The following is a 15,578-nucleotide window of genomic DNA, read 5'->3' on the forward strand; positions in this document are numbered from 1 at the left end:
AGAAGAAGCTCATTCCCACACCGGTTCCTTCTACGCGACCGTAGTCCACACCGGGTAGGCTGGTTTCAAATTCGAGTATGTCATTGTAGTACAGTAGGGTGGATGCAACTCCCTGAGCTGCTCGAGAAGCACCGATATTCACGATAACGGAACTCATGAGTCCTGCTGCTGCGTATGCATTCCATAGTGCCCAGTCAACTGGTTCGTAGATGTTGTATCCTGATGGCATGGTTTTGGCCACTTTGATAACTCCGTCATCTACTGCTCTTTCTACCAGTGAGGTTACGACAGTTCCAACGGTTCCTTTACCATTTTGTTTAACCAGATCAAATACCAAATTGTTGGCGTTTAGGCCCTGGTAAGCTAATCCTAGAAGGTGGAATCTTTCAAATGCACCTATAGCATCACCCATTTCGAAGTTAGCTGTTTGTTCTAAGAGTGAAGATAGTGCTACTGCGTTTAAGGTGTTTTTCTTGGTTATGGCTACCACGTGGTTGGCCATGATGTTTCGCAGACCGTAACCCATACCTTCTAACATCTGTGGTGGGCCCAGTAAAGCGCTGACGTTAGCACCTGAGAAATCAACTGATTGTGGGTATTTACCTAAAACAGCGGTTTTAATGGCTGATGCATCGAACTTGTTCACATCGAAAGTGTCGATAATGGCCTGAACCACTGCTGATCCAGTGACCATGGTGGAAACTGTGTAGTCTCCAGCCATTTTTAGTCGCTGGGATGGTAATTGTACCAGAAGTTGTTCCCCTTTGTTGATGAATTTGAGGTTGAAGTCGTCTTCATCATCAATACGGATCATTTTTTCAATTTTTTCTGCCAGGATGTCGACGTTTTCTACAATAGGTAGTTTTAGTTCTCTTCCTGGAATAAAATTAGATTTACCACCGTAAGCTGCCTTTTCCAGTGATTTTTCAATCCCGGCTAAGTTGACTGCAACGGATCGCTTGACTTCCTGCACAATATTTTCTATTGTGGGGTTTAACATTGGACTTACTGCTTCTAAAGGGACATTGCTCTCTAAAAGCTTTCCATCTGCGCCATATAGGTCTATTTTGTCTTCATAGGTTGGCATAACGTTTACACCTCTTTAATTTTTTAATAGGGGGTTGAAGAAGAGACTGGCAAAGGTCTCTATCTTCGAATCTGTAGGGGGGAACGTGATTGGTGATAAAGGGATCTGAACGTTAAATTTTCCTTTCCTTCATATGTCCAGACCTATGGTGATAATGTAACTCTTAGTGATAATATTACTTTTAGTTATAAGGTAACCAACAATAATTTAATGACTCTTGGTTATTTAGTAACCAGCAGTAGAACTTATAAGGATTTCGGTTTGATTTTCCAGAGTTAAATATTGAAAAATTAGTAATAATCAAACCTGATTTAAAATGTAAATAATCTGTTAAAAATCATAAAATAGTATTACTGTAAAAAATCAGCTAATTTATTGAATAAATGGTTATACTCGAAAAATTAGTTTATATAATAAAAAATTAGTTTATAAGATAGTAATCTTAGGGTTAATTTATTTGGAATATTTAAAACTCATTCCGGCTCATAACTCATTATCATATGTCTGATCAGATTCTCTACATCTGTTACGAATTTTTCACGGTCAATTCCTCTTTTTTCCAGTATTTTCCGGTGGTCTGGGGGAATGTCAGACATGCTTTTAGAGATAGAGGATAATAATACTGCTGCTTCTGCGGGATCCACATCCGGACGAATTGTGCCATCATCTATGCCGGCCTGTACAGAGTTACACATAATTGTGAATCGTTCGATACGCATTTCATGGATACTGTTGAGATATTCGCTGGCACTTTTGAGTTCAGAAAGATCAAAATAGTGATTTTTTGATTTAAAAGATTTATAATCTTTAAAAGAGTCTTTGTAGGCTATTTCAAATCTTCCAGACTGAAAATAATTATAAATGCGGATATAGTCGGAATAATCTCTGTTAAAATCGTGATAAGCCATTCTAAATGCTGAAACTTTATCAATTCCAGAGTTGGCTTTCTTCACATCTTCCTTGATCATTGAATTTAATATCCGGGTCCCACGCAAAACAATGGCAAAAAAAAGTTCATCCTTGTTATCAAAGTAGAGATAAAGAGTGGCTTTACTCAGTTCAACTTCCTGGGCTATGTCATTCATGGAGACATCATCATAACCCCTGGATAAGAATAACTTCTCAGCAGCCTTGAATATGTCATTTCGCCGTTGTTCCTTTTCCCGTTCCCTCCGATCCTTGATGGACATAATTTCAACCCCTAAACAGTGGTTATCAAATAACCTTCAGTTAGTAAAACTATACTTTATTAATGGTTAATACTTTCCTTTTTAATTTAATTCTAAAACTATTTATATTCTAAAAAATTGTTTGTTTGAAAGACTATTTAATTCATGTTTAGAGTGTTAAATACGGGGATTACAAAATAAAAATATTAATTACACTTTATTTTTGTATAATACAGAAAATTAAGGCAAAATAATTAAAACAGCTAATATCATCAATTAATTTATTTAATTAAATTTTTATTTGATTACTCTTTAAATTATATTATTTTTAAATTTATTAATATAAACCCAATGCTTTAGCTAAAATAAGCACAGCCACCCCGATTATCCCACCAAAACCGGCCACAAGCATGGTGAGTATATTGATGGGGATTTTGAAAAAGGGAAGGATGTTCCAGATGAAGAGGAGTATCCATCCCAGTGCCATGTGCAACAGGATGCTCAGAGCAACCTTTCCCAGCTTTAACAGGATGCTGGCAAAGAATATGCCCACAACTAATAGGATTATTCCAATAATTACCAGGGTCAAGATTTCCATTAGGGGTTCCTCTTTAAATCATCCCAGATTTTCATCCTATTTTTATCCCCAAAGTTTAATATCAAATTATTTTTAATTCATTTCCTGCGGCATATCTCCTGATAACAAGCCGCCTGAATCCCGTAATTTTTAACCATACCGGCCATTTCTCTTTGGTCCATCTCTTTATCCTCAAAGGAAACAGCTTCCTCCTGGTACAGGCTGAAAGGAGATTCTCTTCCCAGGATGCGTATGCTGCCTTTGTGTAGCTTTAACCGGACCGTACCGGAGACCCGTCCCTGCATGTTGTCAATTAGCTGATCCAGATCTTCCCGTAGGGGTTCGTGCCATAATCCATTGTAGACCAGTTCGGAATAGGTTTGTGATACAATTTCAGAGAACTTCAACTCCTCCCTGGTTAAAACTAACTGGTCTAGGGCACGGTGAGCAGCGATTAACAGAACAGCACCAGGTGTTTCGTAGTTCTCCCTGGATTTTAAACCTATGATCCTGTCTTCCATAATGTCCACCCTGCCAATTCCATGAGTACCTGCAGTTTCATTGGCCCTCTGAATTATATCCAGGGGTCCCATGAGTTCTCCGTTGATTTCAGTGGGAACACCTTCTTCAAAGGATATCTCAATTATCTCTGCTTCATCAGGTGCATCCTCAGTGGAGCGAGTCCAGCTAAAGGCCTCTTCAGGGGTTTCCACCATGGGGTCCTCCAGGATGTCTCCTTCTATGGAACGGCCCCATAAATTCTCGTCTATACTGTAAAGTTTATCCGAAGGGAGGGGTATTCCATGGGACTGGGCATACTTAACTTCTTCAGTCCGGGTGAGGTTCAGATCCCGTATGGGGGCGATGACGTTGCAATCTGAGTGTGATCGGATTATAGACTCGAATCGGAACTGATCATTCCCTTTACCAGTGCAACCATGGGCAATGGCCTTTGCACCAACCTTCTCAGCCAGTTCCACAATTTTAATGGCAATGAGTGGTCTTGCCAGAGCAGTGCTCAGGGGGTAACCTTCGTAAACTGCGTTGGCCTTGATGGCTTTGAATATGAATTCACGTGCGAACTCATCCTTGGCATCGATGGTGTAATGTTCCAGGCCCATCTCACCTGCCAGTTTAGCAGGTCGTGTGATTTCCTCTTCAGGCTGTCCAACATCCACACAGGCAGTTATAACTTTCTGGTCATATTCTTCTTCCAGTAATTTTATGCATACTGAGGTGTCCAGCCCACCGCTGAACGCCAGAACCACTTTTTCCATTTTTAAATCTCCTTGATACTCCTGATTTTAATTGTATTGTCCTATTATTGGTATTTTGTAACAGAATAAATATTGATAAAGTTATGATGACAGGCCTATAAAAAACTTTATTATATTATAAATGACCGATTTTTTTTGATATGATTTTTTTGATATATTATTATAGGGAATTGATTTGATAAGAGAAAAATAAAAAAAACATGATTTAAATTCTTTTTTAATGATTATATTATCTTGAAAACCTTTTTAACTTGTTTCCAGTAAAGATGTATGTGTGTTAATGTGCTGACTGCCATTATAATTGCAAATTCTGCATGCCAGAAGTCAATGGTCAGATTCCAGGATGTTTGAATTCCATAATTGATGAATATGCCCAGGATGAGTCCGGTGACTCCAGTTAAAATGAAGCTGACCATAAGTACATATTTCCAGATAGAATAGTAGATACTCCTTTTCAGATGGTTTTCCAGGTACAGGAGATAAGTAATCAGATAAATAATGAGGGTGGTTGTGATCAAGGGTATTAAGTTATAATTTTCAGGGGGAACTGAACTGGCATTCTGAATATCAGAAAAGCTACTATTGCTATTATTTTTACTATTAATACTATCATTGGACTGTGTTGTTGAACTGTTCGTCAGGGTTCCGGAACTGGGAGATTCAGAGTGGTCACATAGGTTATCCTGATTAGTGTCCACATAACGGGGGCACTGGCCAGGGAAGGGATCGTTTAATAAGCCATAAGGACAGTCATTCCATGCGTAAACTGCTATTGGTGTGAGGAGGGCAATTAAAAGAACCACATACAATTTTTTCACTTTAATTTCCTCCTGAATTTTTACCAGATTCTTCACTGGATTTATCTGGTTCGCTGGATTTATCTGCTTCACTTGATTTATTTGCTTCACCCAAATCATCGGATTTTTTGCCAGGGGAAGACATCCAGTAAGAGTGTATGTGGAAAATGGCAATCCAGAACATGGCTATGGCAAACTGAACATGCCAGTAAAGGAGTCCCTGGCTGATAGGGAGTGCAATCCCATATTCTGCAAGGCTTATAAGCACTAAACCCGCCCCTGCAGATATAAGGAAGGTTAAAAGAATAAGAATATTCCATAAACGGATGTGAATAGATTTTTTTATATAATTTTTATGGTAAAGAATGTAACTTCCCAAATAGGCAGCTATAAGGGTGATGGATATGGTTATCAGATCGTAAGTCATGGTATCGTGAATTAAAATCTTTAATCTAAGAATTATTCAAATTCGATCTAAGGATTTCAATCTAAGATATTTTTATCTAATATATATTTTATTAATTTAATTCCTAAGAATCCATAATCTAGAAAATTCTAATATATTATAGTATAGTGTAGTTTTACTTAGGATAATTTAATATGTCTCTGAATATTAAAGTTTTTCAAGACAAGTTTAAGTTCTTAATATATCAATGGAGAGTAATTCAACAGAAGGAGAGTAACTCAAAGAACTCGGGGTAATGGTGGGATTAATGCAAAAAAAGAGTAAATATGTTCTGGTGATAATTATATTACTTTCCGCTTTCCTAGTTTTTTACTTAACCTACGCAGTTTTCATGCAGCCAGTTACGCAAAATCAGACCCAAGTAGTTTTAGGAACATATAACCTTCCCCAAGCTGAGGTTACCAGTGGAATGTCTGTGGATCAGGCCATACAAAACAGACGTTCCGTTAGAAATTTCAGTGCAACCGCTCTTACTCTGCAAGATGCTTCACAGCTTTTGTGGGCGGCTCAGGGAATAACAGACTCTGAGAGGAATTATCGGACCACTCCTTCTGCTGGTCATGTTTTTCCCATGGAAGTTTATCTAGTTGCGGGCGATAACGGTGTTCAAGGCCTTGGAGCTGGTATATATCGTTATAATCCTTATAATAACACTTTAGAAAAAATAGTGGAAGGTGATCAAACCTATAATTTGTCACAGGCAGCTCATGGGCAAACATGGGTTGATGAAGCACCAATAAGTCTGGTGATCACTGGAAACTATCAGAAAATGAAAGATAAATATCCTGATGAAAATTTAAGCACGCGATTTGTGGATATTGAAGCAGGTCATATTGGGGAGAACATATATTTAGAGGCAGTTTCTCGTGGTCTGGGCACAGTGGCCATTGGATCCTTTTACGATGATCAGATGATAAACCTTTTGAAGTTACCATCAAATGAGACCCCCATATATATCTATCCAGTGGGTTACCAGGCATCATAACCATTTCAAAATGAGTTAAGTCCTTAGCTGTGGGTGGTTAATATAAAATAACTGTGACTGATATAATATTTTATCCAGTGATAAGCCTCTATTTGATGGAAGAAAACATTTTAGGTGTATGGTGAGCGGTATGGACTGTGAAGTTATAACTATTGCCCAGGATACTGGAGGTGACATTTCCCTTAATCAGGAGTTAATGGAAGAATTGACTCAAGGTAGTATTGGAAAACCCTTAATTGACTCTGCGTTAACGGGGACTCCACTTTTAAAGTTTGGATCAGGACCTCCCCATATTCTTCTATGTGCAGGCATTCACGGAAACGAACTCCCCCCTCAAGTGGCTTTTTTCAAACTCTTGAATCAGTTAGATGGTAAAAAAATCAAGGGAACAGTTTACACCATCCCCATAGCCATCCCCTATGCGACCATGAAAAATTCACGAAGATTTAATGGTTGGGATATGAATCGGAAGACCTTTAAGGAAGGATGCATTTCAAATACCATTTTAAAAACCGCCCAAAAACTGAAAATCCAAGCAGCAGCTGACTTTCACTCCACCCAACCCCAGAGTAACCCTGGAATAGAAAGTGTTTTTTGCTCTAAAAAGCCATGTTATGAGAGTTTTAAGATAGCCAGTCATATAACCCACCAGACATCTTCTAAGGTTATTTCTCAGGAACGAGCCGGAACCCTGTATGGTGGTGCCCTGGAAGACGAGTTGAATATCAGTGGAATACCTGCAGTGACTTGCGAAGTAGTCTCCAGAAATGGGAAAGTAGATTCTGGGAGTGTTGAAAGGTCTTTTATGCAGATGAAGTCTTTCCTGGATTATTTTAATATGATATAATTTCCCTTTCTTTCAATTTCCCCTTTCTTTCATTATTATTTCAAAACCTATAAATCTACAGAAAAATAGTAATGTTAATTTGCCCAATATTGGCGGTTAATTCCTATAACAATGCATTATCCCATGGTATGCTTTTGTAATACAAGATATGCTCTTAATCATTCTCCTGAAATCATAGAAACTGATAACATGCCTTCTTACAAAAAACACATATTATTCTCACTTATAATGATATTCCCCTTCTTTCCTGATGTTTACTACCTGTCCCTGGCTGTGGTGGGGGCTTCGGTTGTGGATCTGGACACCAGTTTCCGTTATAGAAACCTGGTTCTAATGGCACTTGCTGGGGGTATTCTGGCATTAATACTCCCATTTTTTCAAATCACTTCATTCACTGGAATATTATTGATAAGCATAGCATTATTCTTCTTTGTTGCACAGCATCGGGGTTTTGTACATTCTGTTCCTGGAACTGCTCTGGCTGCAGCATGCCTGGCTCTGTTTGTAATCAGTTTTCAGAACATTTTAATGATTTTAACACCAGATCCACGGATTACTTTCCTATTAACCTCATTAATTCTGGGAATAATAGTTTTAAATAGAGGATTGCTCATTTTATACGCGTTACTGGTAACAATTGGGATATTTTTAACACCTTTAACCAGTTTTAACTTTTTTTACGTGGCAACAGCTTTATTTGTAGGTTCATTGAGTCATCTGATCCTGGATCTCTTCACCGGTAGTGGGGTGAAACTTTTCGATCCATTATCCAAACACAGGTACGGTAAAATGACTGGATTATTCATTATTGCCCTGTGGCTGGTCAGTGTGGCAGTTCTTTATATTTATCCTGGAGAAAACTACCTGTCTTTAAATTATTTTTTAACTACATTCCCTCAGTTAACTACATTCAATCCAATGGGAATCATTTGAATTAATTTGATCAGTATGAAGTAGGGAAAATTTCAAGTAAAGAATAATTTCATTTAGAATAAAAAAGAGCACCAATTTTTTCAGGGTTTTTTTCTTCAATAATAATATTAATAATTATAATATATTCAATTGAAAGGGAGGTCTAAATTTAGGTCTGGAAGAAATTTAGTTATCTTTATATATCATGTTTTATAATGATGAATTGTAATTTATCATGGTCATACATTATGGTCACGATGAATTAATATGCGCGTGATAACAGCTAATACGGCGTTTATCCTTTAACGGTGTTAACTGTTTATGATCCATCAATATTAAAAGATTAAGGGGCTAATTACCATGTTTATAACCAGAATATTCTACGGAATCGCCTATTTCATTGTATTGATATGGGAGATAATCAAAGCCACCATTGACGTTGCAATCAGAACTGTAAACGGCAAAGTGGATCCAGTTGTAGTGGAAATCCCCACAGTGCTTAAAAGACCCATCTCCCAAACTATTCTTGCCAACAGTATTACCCTGACTCCTGGAACCTTATCCATTGATCTTGACTCAGAAAAACAGGTTTTAAGGGTTGCTACCATAACTCCACGTTCCAACGAGGATGTTATACCATTTGAACCATACATTAAAGGGATGTTAGAATGAACTTGTTTGTATTCTCGCAATATGTATTAATGGCGGCTTTGGCAATATTTGCAGTGGCCACCATCCGAATTGCCACCCGCAAAACAATAGCCATGGGACTGGTGGGATTATCCGGATTTACCATCGCCGTAGCCACATTCCTGATCCTGTTGCAGAACCTTTACGGTATTGCCTTTTGCCGTGATATAGCCATGGCATTGTTAATTATGGATGTGGTTGGAACCATAGCCTTTGCCCGAGTCTTAAGGGGGTATGCCCGTGGATGATATAATTACCATTATAAAATCAATAATACTTCTCGTAGCAGCAGTTCTGGTAATCCTGACAGCTATTGGAATTATAAGATACAAGGACGATATGGAAAGGGTTTTATATGCCCGTGTACATATTTTAGGCGTTATTGACGTGGCCTGTATGGTTTCTTTACTTGTGCTGGGAGAACCCTTGCTGGCTGGAGTTTACTTTATATTAACACCCTTCGCATCCCATGCCATAGCCAATGGTTACTATTATGGGGAGGATAAAGATGATTGAATATTTATTCATGCTAACTGCAGTTTTAGGAGCTATCCTAGCTTTGATGCAGAGGGATCTATTGAAATCTGCTATCCTGGTGGGTATCAGCGGAGCTTCAATTGCCATTCTATACCAGTATCTACTGGCCCCTGATGTGGCCCTTACCCAGGCCATTGTGGGAGCCGCTATCATCCCGGTGTTCTTTGCACTGGCAGTCTACAAAACACGTAGGATGGAGGAATAAGATGGTCATTGACGTACAAATCACATCATTATTTACCGCAGTAGCACTAATTATCATCGGTATTTTTGCTGCAGCATTCCTGGATAACCTCATTAAAAAAATAATAGGACTGGCTTTCATTGGAGATGGGGTTAACCTGTTTTTGATTGCCATGGGTTACAAACCGGGAGGAATAGTCTATATCTACTTGCCTGGTATGGCAGCAGAATGGTTCTCCCAGAATGCAGCTTATCCTCTACCATTTGCAATGGTTTTAACCAGCATTGTGATTGGAGCCAGTACCATGGCAGTGATGCTGGGAATTATCATCGTACTCTACAAAAAGCGCGGATCTTTAAGCGCAAAGGAGATTCTGGGAGAGTAATCAAATGTCACTTTATGATTCCAACAAAATCAACAATATATATTACAATGGTACAGGAGGGATATTGTGAACCTCTTAATACCCCTGATGGTTATTGTTCCCATACTGTGTGCACTGTTTCTAAACCTTTTACATAAAAAGGATCGCACAATCAAGACCATAGCCATTATTTTAGCTTTATCACTGCCAGCATTACCTCTTCTGGCTAATTATGGTTTGCATTATTTCGGGGGATATGCGCCCCTCATTGAAAATCCAACCTTATCCAATAATCTGCCCTCACTCATCACTGGAACTGCCTTAAACACATTCCACCCGGCAATCACCTACTCCTTCCAGAGTGCACAGAAAATATTCGTATTCATCCTGGGACTGGTGGGGCTTCTGGCCATATTCACCTCACTTTACGAGACCCGCCGACCATCAGGAGTATACGGATACATGATGTTCATGGGAATTGCTGCAGTAACTGCCATACTCTTAACCGATGACATATTCAACCTCTATGTCTTCTTTGAGATCGCAGCCCTGGCAACAGTGGGAATAGTACTGGTTTCCAATGTAAAAGGCAACTACGAAACTGCCCTTAAATATATGATACTGGGGAGTATAGCCGCACCATTATTCCTTTTAGGGATAGCCCTCATTCTAGGGGTTACAGGAAACGTGAACATTAGTGACATCATATATTCCCTCCAAAATGGACTGGTGGATCCTAAAAATCCAGTGCTCTTAATGGCCTGTGGTTTAATAGTATTCGGATGGTTGTACGGTTCGGGACTTCCCCCATTCCACACCATCAAATCAGCAATTTACAGTAAAGCCCTCCCCAGTGGAGCAGCACTCATCCAGGCATTTTCGGTTTTCATCTTCATTGCCCTGGGAATCATTATCCTGAGAATATTTTCCTACCTCCCATTCTCCCAGTGGGTGATACTGGGAGCATCCCTGCTGGCTATGATCCTGGGAATTACCATGGCCATTGTTCAGACTGACATCAAACGGATGATCGGCTTCCTGGCAGTGGGTGAACTGGGATATATAGGCATTGGACTGGGATTGGGCACAGCATTCGGAATAACAGCCGGACTCTTCCAGGCAGTTAACGAAGTAATAATCACTGCATTCTTATTCATAGGATTTGGAACAGTACTCTACCAAACTAGAGTCAGCGACACCCGCAAACTGGGGGGGATGCTGCAAAGAAATCCTCTGGTGGCCTTCCTGGTCTTAATGGCAGGATTTGCAATGGCAGGAGTGCCACCATTAAACGCATTCCAGAGCAAACTCATGCTCATCCAGGCATCTATCAGTGCCGGTTTCCCGGAGTTAGGGGTAATAATGATACTCCTGAGTATCGTGACCTTCATGACCTTCATGAAAGCATTCCACGCAGTTTTCCTACGTCCAAAACCTGTTGATCTGGAGTTAAAGAATGAAGATATACCCAAAGCCACCATAATCGCCCTTCTGGTATTCCTGGTGGTTTGTATAATCTTTGGACTCTTCCCACAGGTAGTAACCAGCTACCTGCAGCCACTGGCAACCAGTTTAGCAGGAGGTATAGTATGAACCTCTACGACTTGATAGTTAAAAAGATAAAAGACATCCAGGGAGAGGGGGATGATGCTGCAATAACCAACATGTCCACTTCATCCATGCTCACGGCAGAGATAACCCTGATTTCATCCATACTAGTGGCACTGGTTATGCTGCGCATGGTGAATAAGGTCCTGATGTTCGTGGCGGTGATGGTGGTTCTACTAGCAGCCCTGATAGCCATGCCTCTCATGCCACACTTTAAAAAGGAACAGAATGATTCACTGGCTTCTATGATGTTCTATGTCATATTGGCCCTGGCAATAGTAATCACCCTATTCTACTGGGGGAATTTAAATGTCTGAAGGAATAAGAAAACTTATAATGGGATTTTCCATCTTTATATTCGCAGTTACAATATTCCAATCTACATACCATTTTAAACAGATGATATACCCTGGTATAAGTTATATCTATAACTATGTAGGTCCTAACATAGCCCCCAATATGGTAACCATAGTGGTATTTGACTGGAGGGGTTACGACACCTTGGGTGAAGCTCTTATTCTGGTAACAGCAGTTATAGCTGTTTTACTGGTCTTTGGACGGGGCAGAACCCAACTTGGAGGTAAATAAAATGAGCACAATACTCAAAATATTCGTATTCCCGGCAGCCCTGGTCATCATGTGCCTGGGAGTGCTCACCATACTGGGAGGGCACATCACCCCTGGAGGAGGATTCCAGGGTGGAGCAATGATTGCGGCAGCTTTAATATTCTGCTTAATCGTATATGGGCTTAAAGACAGTCCATTCCATCTTTCTCATGATTTTTTGGCAGGAATAGAAAGTATAGGGGCTTTAATATTTGTGTTCCTGGGCATAGCCGGATTGGTGTTTTCCGGATTTTATCTCTACAACCTGGGAGTGGATATCTACAACATAGTCCCTGTTGCCATAAAGAACATATTCGACTACCCCGACCCCACCCATGCGGGAATATTACCTTACCTTAACTTTGCAGTGGGACTGAAGGTTATGGTGGGGTTAACTGCTGTGGTAATAGCATTCATGGGATTCAAAGAATATGAAAAGGGGTCCAACGAGTCTGATGATGAATTTGAAGAACTAGATGAAGGGGAGGTTGAATAAATATGATCACAGTATATATTGGTCCGATAATACTGGGATTGTTACTGGGATTCGTCCTGGGAACTCGAATCAGGGATGTTCCAGAGAGCGGACTGAAATTCAACGCTTCAGTGTATTTACTGTTCATCATAGTTGCCTTCATAATGGCATACGCACTGGGCCCATTCCCCTATTACATTGACACCCCATTTGCCAGTGGTTTTGTGGCCGCAGCAGTGGGTATCATATTAGGTAAATTAACATTCGGAAGAGGTACCAAACCTCAAAAAACGGAGGATTAACCTAATCAATAAAAAAAATAACTGATAAAAAATTCAGACACTGAATTATAATTTAAAATCAATTTAACTTCAGAATATAGCTGTAAATTCAAAATAACATAATATCACAAGCAGGAAACAAAATCAACTCGGAGTATAAACTTATGTTTCTAACAACCAACAAATGCAAAGGCATTGGAGAATGCATCCAGGAATGCCCCACCGGGGCAATCCGCCTAGTTGATGGCAAAGCCTTCAGTTGCATAACCTGCGGTGCCTGCATGGAAGCCTGTCCCAACCGTGCAATCTTCCGTAACAAATACGGAGGATACGTGGTAGACCGGGCTAAATGCAATGCCTGTGGTGTCTGCGAACTCACATGTCCAGTTAACAGCATCCATATAGAAGATGGAGTGGTCAAGGGGATCTGTTCCAGATGTGGCATATGCGTCCCGGCCTGCCCAGAGAAGGCAAGAATAGATGCCTATGATGTTATCGAGGACCGGCAACTTAAATTCCTGGAATCCTTAAATCTCACGGTTCAACCTCCCACACGCTCCAGGAAAGAGGAAGAGGTTGCCCAAAGAACCAGTATAGTTACCGACAATGAAAAATGCACCCTCTGCCGACGCTGTGAGTACTACTGTCCCACCGAGGCCATAATGGTGGATGTGGAACCTCAGGGTAAATGCACCGAGTGCCGGGTCTGTGAGGACGTGTGTCCGGTAGGTGCCATAGAAAACTGCACCATCGACCCTGAAAAATGCACAGTTTGTCTCAAGTGTATGAAAGAATGCCCCAACCAGGCCATATACGTGGACGACTTCCAGGTGAAGATCAGAAAACTGGAAGAAGATGAAAAACTGGAAGGAAAAATCATATCCTGCCTTAACTGTGGCTTATGTGCTGATGCATGTGAAGGCGGAGCACTTAAAATGATAAACGGGCACCTACGCTATGATCCCACACTTTGTGAGGACTGTGAAACCACGGCCTGTATTGATGCCTGTCCAGTAGGAACACTCCGACTTTCAGAAGACACCGAAAGGAAGATTAAAGGATTTTGTGTATCCTGTGGCCGGTGTGTTAAGGCCTGTGACATCAACGAAGCCCGTAGCTTCCAACATGTAACCTGGGATGGTTCAGTTACAGAAGACTGCATATCCTGTGGAATATGTGCGGAACTATGTCCCAAGGATGCCATCACACTTAAAAGAGGAAGCATTGAGGTGGATACCAATAAATGTGTTCTGTGTGAGAAATGCGCCATTCACTGTCCTGTAAATGCAATACCCACCACTACCATGCGTAAAAAAATAATCAAGGAAGGATTCACCTTTGTGATGGATAAAATGTGCATGAACTGCAAGTTATGCACTAAAATATGTCCTGAAGAAGCAATAGCTGAGGATGAAAATGGTAAAATTGTGGTTGATGATTCCAAGTGTACCTACTGTGGCGCTTGCAGCAATGCCTGCCCAGCCAGGGCCATACTATTTGAAAGGGAATTCGAGGTGGAACAATGACCAATTTAGCCCTTATATTCCTGGAAGGGGCCTACACTAACCTTAAAAGGATCATATTTGCCAGTGACAGAGTCACAGATATGGAAGTAAGGAACATGATCCTGGAAGGTCGGGTGACACCAACCGAAAAGGTGGCTGAAGTTTCCTGCATTGGATGTGGTGGTTGCAGTAATGCCTGTCCCACTGAAGCCATAGAAATGGTGGATCTTGATGAACCAGTGGAACTAATGGAAGGCCTGACCAAAACACAGCTACCAGTCTTACACAGTGAAAAATGTGTTAACTGTTACTATTGTCATGATTTCTGCCCACTGTATGCTTTATTTGGAGAAGCAGGAACTATACATCCAAACGATGTTGGTGAAGTTTCATCAGACATATCCCAACTTCTAGAAAAGCCAGTGAAGATATCGGATGATAAGATCGCATTCATATCCCAGTACCTAGCTGATAATACCATCATAAGAAAAAGAAGAGAATAAGAAATTAAAAAAGAGCCTACACTAACACTAATAAAATAAAATAATACATAAAATGAAGGATTTTCAATAAACCATAAATCCATAAAATTAACCATAAATCCATAAAATTTAAGAGGAATCATATGAGCCTGAAATCATATTCCAGGGGCCGAGCCGTACACGTGATGTTGGTGTACACCGGAGGATGCAACGGCTGTGACATAGAGATAGTTAACTGTATATTATCTCCCAAATTCGATGCAGAACAGTACAAAGTATTCTTAACCTGGAATCCCAGGGAAGCAGATGTACTGGTGGTCACCGGACCGGTAACCAAACACAATGAACAGCCACTCCGAGAAATCTACAAAGCTATACCCGAACCAAAAGCAGTGGTAGCTGCAGGGGCCTGTGCCCTCATGGGGGGAGTGTACAAAAACTGTCACGGTGACATACCCTCAGAAGAAATCGCAGGACCTGTGGATAATATAATACCCGTTGATGCCAAAGTACCAGGTTGTGCAGTGCGTCCCCAGGATATTGTGGCAGGACTGGTATCGGCATTACCGTTACTATTGAATGCTGATTGAAAAAATGGATGAAATTACAGTTTAAAAAAATTGACACTAACCAAATAGGAACCATAAATCCTTTAACTCATCAACAAAACCTAACTCATCAAATAAAAAAAAACGAGAATATTATTTAAAACTCATGAAGGTGTAACAT

General features: G+C 40.3%; 22 protein-coding genes (1 of these 22 running past the window's edge). 16 read left to right on the top strand and 6 right to left on the bottom strand.

Annotation, left to right across the window (positions count from 1 at the left end; translation table 11 throughout):
* From mcrB to HY987_RS07200, 6 genes are all read right to left on the bottom strand, one after another.
* On the bottom strand, nucleotides 1-1,087 hold the 5' portion of the coding sequence (gene mcrB / locus HY987_RS07175; RefSeq protein WP_292757067.1) for a coenzyme-B sulfoethylthiotransferase subunit beta. Its footprint begins 245 nt before the window's first position; only the first 1,087 of its 1,332 coding nucleotides appear in the window; it begins with the start codon at nucleotides 1,085-1,087; its stop codon lies beyond the left edge, outside the window.
* Nucleotides 1,088-1,560: 473 nt separating this feature from the next.
* Entirely contained in the window at nucleotides 1,561-2,277 is a 717-nt protein-coding gene (locus HY987_RS07180) for a TetR/AcrR family transcriptional regulator (RefSeq protein ID WP_292757069.1), read from the bottom strand.
* Between the two features lie 316 nt (nucleotides 2,278-2,593).
* A complete protein-coding gene (locus tag HY987_RS07185; RefSeq protein WP_292757071.1) occupies nucleotides 2,594-2,854 on the bottom strand; it encodes a pro-sigmaK processing inhibitor BofA family protein in 261 nt (86 codons plus the stop codon).
* A 77-nt stretch (nucleotides 2,855-2,931) separates the two neighbouring features.
* On the bottom strand, nucleotides 2,932-4,110 hold the full coding sequence (locus HY987_RS07190) for an argininosuccinate synthase (RefSeq protein ID WP_292757073.1): 1,179 nt from the start codon (nucleotides 4,108-4,110) through the stop codon (nucleotides 2,932-2,934).
* 224 nt (nucleotides 4,111-4,334) lie between these two features.
* On the bottom strand, nucleotides 4,335-4,928 hold the full coding sequence (locus HY987_RS07195) for a hypothetical protein (protein WP_292757075.1): 594 nt from the start codon (nucleotides 4,926-4,928) through the stop codon (nucleotides 4,335-4,337).
* Between the two features lies 1 nt (nucleotide 4,929).
* On the bottom strand, nucleotides 4,930-5,334 hold the full coding sequence (locus tag HY987_RS07200) for a hypothetical protein (protein ID WP_292757077.1): 405 nt from the start codon (nucleotides 5,332-5,334) through the stop codon (nucleotides 4,930-4,932).
* A gap of 286 nt (nucleotides 5,335-5,620) precedes the next feature.
* Between HY987_RS07200 and HY987_RS07205 the strand changes: the two genes are divergently transcribed.
* From HY987_RS07205 to HY987_RS07280, 16 genes are all read left to right on the top strand, one after another.
* Nucleotides 5,621-6,358, top strand: coding sequence for a SagB/ThcOx family dehydrogenase (locus tag HY987_RS07205; RefSeq protein ID WP_292757078.1), 738 nt, complete (start codon nucleotides 5,621-5,623; stop codon nucleotides 6,356-6,358).
* A gap of 130 nt (nucleotides 6,359-6,488) precedes the next feature.
* Nucleotides 6,489-7,205, top strand: a complete 717-nt coding sequence (locus HY987_RS07210; protein WP_292757080.1) for a succinylglutamate desuccinylase/aspartoacylase family protein — start codon at nucleotides 6,489-6,491, stop codon at nucleotides 7,203-7,205.
* A gap of 189 nt (nucleotides 7,206-7,394) precedes the next feature.
* Nucleotides 7,395-8,138, top strand: a complete 744-nt coding sequence (locus tag HY987_RS07215) for a metal-dependent hydrolase (RefSeq protein ID WP_292757082.1) — start codon at nucleotides 7,395-7,397, stop codon at nucleotides 8,136-8,138.
* A gap of 339 nt (nucleotides 8,139-8,477) precedes the next feature.
* Complete coding sequence (locus HY987_RS07220; protein WP_292757084.1) at nucleotides 8,478-8,789, top strand: monovalent cation/H+ antiporter subunit E; 312 nt, start codon at nucleotides 8,478-8,480, stop codon at nucleotides 8,787-8,789.
* Nucleotides 8,786-9,055 carry a monovalent cation/H+ antiporter complex subunit F gene (locus HY987_RS07225; RefSeq protein WP_292757085.1) on the top strand — a complete coding sequence of 90 codons (270 nt, stop codon included), beginning with the start codon at nucleotides 8,786-8,788 and terminating at the stop codon, nucleotides 9,053-9,055. The genes HY987_RS07220 and HY987_RS07225 overlap by 4 nt, the downstream gene beginning before the upstream one ends.
* Complete coding sequence (locus HY987_RS07230; protein ID WP_292757087.1) at nucleotides 9,048-9,323, top strand: cation:proton antiporter; 276 nt, start codon at nucleotides 9,048-9,050, stop codon at nucleotides 9,321-9,323. Before HY987_RS07225 ends, HY987_RS07230 begins: the two co-directional genes overlap by 8 nt.
* On the top strand, nucleotides 9,316-9,549 hold the full coding sequence (locus HY987_RS07235) for a DUF4040 domain-containing protein (protein ID WP_100905470.1): 234 nt from the start codon (nucleotides 9,316-9,318) through the stop codon (nucleotides 9,547-9,549). The genes HY987_RS07230 and HY987_RS07235 overlap by 8 nt, the downstream gene beginning before the upstream one ends.
* A 1-nt stretch (nucleotide 9,550) precedes the next feature.
* Nucleotides 9,551-9,913, top strand: coding sequence for a cation:proton antiporter subunit C (locus HY987_RS07240; protein ID WP_292757091.1), 363 nt, complete (start codon nucleotides 9,551-9,553; stop codon nucleotides 9,911-9,913).
* Between the two features lie 66 nt (nucleotides 9,914-9,979).
* Nucleotides 9,980-11,485 carry an energy conserving hydrogenase EhbF gene (gene ehbF, locus HY987_RS07245; protein WP_292757093.1) on the top strand — a complete coding sequence of 502 codons (1,506 nt, stop codon included), beginning with the start codon at nucleotides 9,980-9,982 and terminating at the stop codon, nucleotides 11,483-11,485.
* Complete coding sequence (locus HY987_RS07250) at nucleotides 11,482-11,817, top strand: energy-converting hydrogenase B subunit G, EhbG (protein WP_292757095.1); 336 nt, start codon at nucleotides 11,482-11,484, stop codon at nucleotides 11,815-11,817. Before ehbF ends, HY987_RS07250 begins: the two co-directional genes overlap by 4 nt.
* Entirely contained in the window at nucleotides 11,810-12,088 is a 279-nt protein-coding gene (locus HY987_RS07255; protein WP_292757097.1) for an EhbH, read from the top strand. Before HY987_RS07250 ends, HY987_RS07255 begins: the two co-directional genes overlap by 8 nt.
* A gap of 1 nt (nucleotide 12,089) precedes the next feature.
* Nucleotides 12,090-12,602, top strand: a complete 513-nt coding sequence (locus tag HY987_RS07260; protein WP_292757099.1) for an MnhB domain-containing protein — start codon at nucleotides 12,090-12,092, stop codon at nucleotides 12,600-12,602.
* A gap of 2 nt (nucleotides 12,603-12,604) precedes the next feature.
* The gene (locus tag HY987_RS07265; RefSeq protein WP_292757101.1) at nucleotides 12,605-12,883 is read left to right on the top strand and encodes an energy-converting hydrogenase B subunit J; all 279 of its coding nucleotides are present in this window, start codon (nucleotides 12,605-12,607) and stop codon (nucleotides 12,881-12,883) included.
* A gap of 143 nt (nucleotides 12,884-13,026) precedes the next feature.
* Nucleotides 13,027-14,388 (top strand): 4Fe-4S binding protein, encoded by a 1,362-nt coding sequence (locus HY987_RS07270; RefSeq protein WP_292757103.1) that lies wholly within the window; start codon nucleotides 13,027-13,029, stop codon nucleotides 14,386-14,388.
* Entirely contained in the window at nucleotides 14,385-14,870 is a 486-nt protein-coding gene (locus HY987_RS07275; protein WP_292757105.1) for a 4Fe-4S binding protein, read from the top strand. Before HY987_RS07270 ends, HY987_RS07275 begins: the two co-directional genes overlap by 4 nt.
* A 122-nt stretch (nucleotides 14,871-14,992) precedes the next feature.
* Complete coding sequence (locus tag HY987_RS07280; protein ID WP_004029224.1) at nucleotides 14,993-15,439, top strand: NADH-quinone oxidoreductase subunit B family protein; 447 nt, start codon at nucleotides 14,993-14,995, stop codon at nucleotides 15,437-15,439.
* Nucleotides 15,440-15,578: the final 139 nt, after the last annotated feature.

The sequence above is a fragment of the Methanobacterium sp. genome (assembly GCF_016217785.1).
Taxonomy (GTDB): Archaea; Methanobacteriota; Methanobacteria; order Methanobacteriales; family Methanobacteriaceae; genus Methanobacterium.

Excerpts from the sequence above, each read along its gene's own strand:
- HY987_RS07280 (WP_004029224.1), top strand. The coding sequence starts at position 14,993 with ATGAGCCTGAAATCATATTCCAGGGGCCGAGCCGTACACGTGATGTTG.
- HY987_RS07240 (WP_292757091.1), top strand. The coding sequence starts at position 9,551 with ATGGTCATTGACGTACAAATCACATCATTATTTACCGCAGTAGCACTA.
- HY987_RS07185 (WP_292757071.1), bottom strand. The coding sequence starts at position 2,854 with ATGGAAATCTTGACCCTGGTAATTATTGGAATAATCCTATTAGTTGTG.
- HY987_RS07265 (WP_292757101.1), top strand. The coding sequence starts at position 12,605 with ATGATCACAGTATATATTGGTCCGATAATACTGGGATTGTTACTGGGA.
- HY987_RS07205 (WP_292757078.1), top strand. The coding sequence starts at position 5,621 with ATGCAAAAAAAGAGTAAATATGTTCTGGTGATAATTATATTACTTTCC.
- HY987_RS07200 (WP_292757077.1), bottom strand. The coding sequence starts at position 5,334 with ATGACTTACGATCTGATAACCATATCCATCACCCTTATAGCTGCCTAT.
- HY987_RS07180 (WP_292757069.1), bottom strand. The coding sequence starts at position 2,277 with ATGTCCATCAAGGATCGGAGGGAACGGGAAAAGGAACAACGGCGAAAT.
- HY987_RS07255 (WP_292757097.1), top strand. The coding sequence starts at position 11,810 with ATGTCTGAAGGAATAAGAAAACTTATAATGGGATTTTCCATCTTTATA.
- HY987_RS07270 (WP_292757103.1), top strand. The coding sequence starts at position 13,027 with ATGTTTCTAACAACCAACAAATGCAAAGGCATTGGAGAATGCATCCAG.
- HY987_RS07250 (WP_292757095.1), top strand. The coding sequence starts at position 11,482 with ATGAACCTCTACGACTTGATAGTTAAAAAGATAAAAGACATCCAGGGA.
- HY987_RS07235 (WP_100905470.1), top strand. The coding sequence starts at position 9,316 with ATGATTGAATATTTATTCATGCTAACTGCAGTTTTAGGAGCTATCCTA.
- HY987_RS07220 (WP_292757084.1), top strand. The coding sequence starts at position 8,478 with ATGTTTATAACCAGAATATTCTACGGAATCGCCTATTTCATTGTATTG.
- HY987_RS07210 (WP_292757080.1), top strand. The coding sequence starts at position 6,489 with ATGGACTGTGAAGTTATAACTATTGCCCAGGATACTGGAGGTGACATT.
- HY987_RS07260 (WP_292757099.1), top strand. The coding sequence starts at position 12,090 with ATGAGCACAATACTCAAAATATTCGTATTCCCGGCAGCCCTGGTCATC.
- HY987_RS07225 (WP_292757085.1), top strand. The coding sequence starts at position 8,786 with ATGAACTTGTTTGTATTCTCGCAATATGTATTAATGGCGGCTTTGGCA.
- HY987_RS07275 (WP_292757105.1), top strand. The coding sequence starts at position 14,385 with ATGACCAATTTAGCCCTTATATTCCTGGAAGGGGCCTACACTAACCTT.
- HY987_RS07215 (WP_292757082.1), top strand. The coding sequence starts at position 7,395 with ATGCCTTCTTACAAAAAACACATATTATTCTCACTTATAATGATATTC.
- HY987_RS07190 (WP_292757073.1), bottom strand. The coding sequence starts at position 4,110 with ATGGAAAAAGTGGTTCTGGCGTTCAGCGGTGGGCTGGACACCTCAGTA.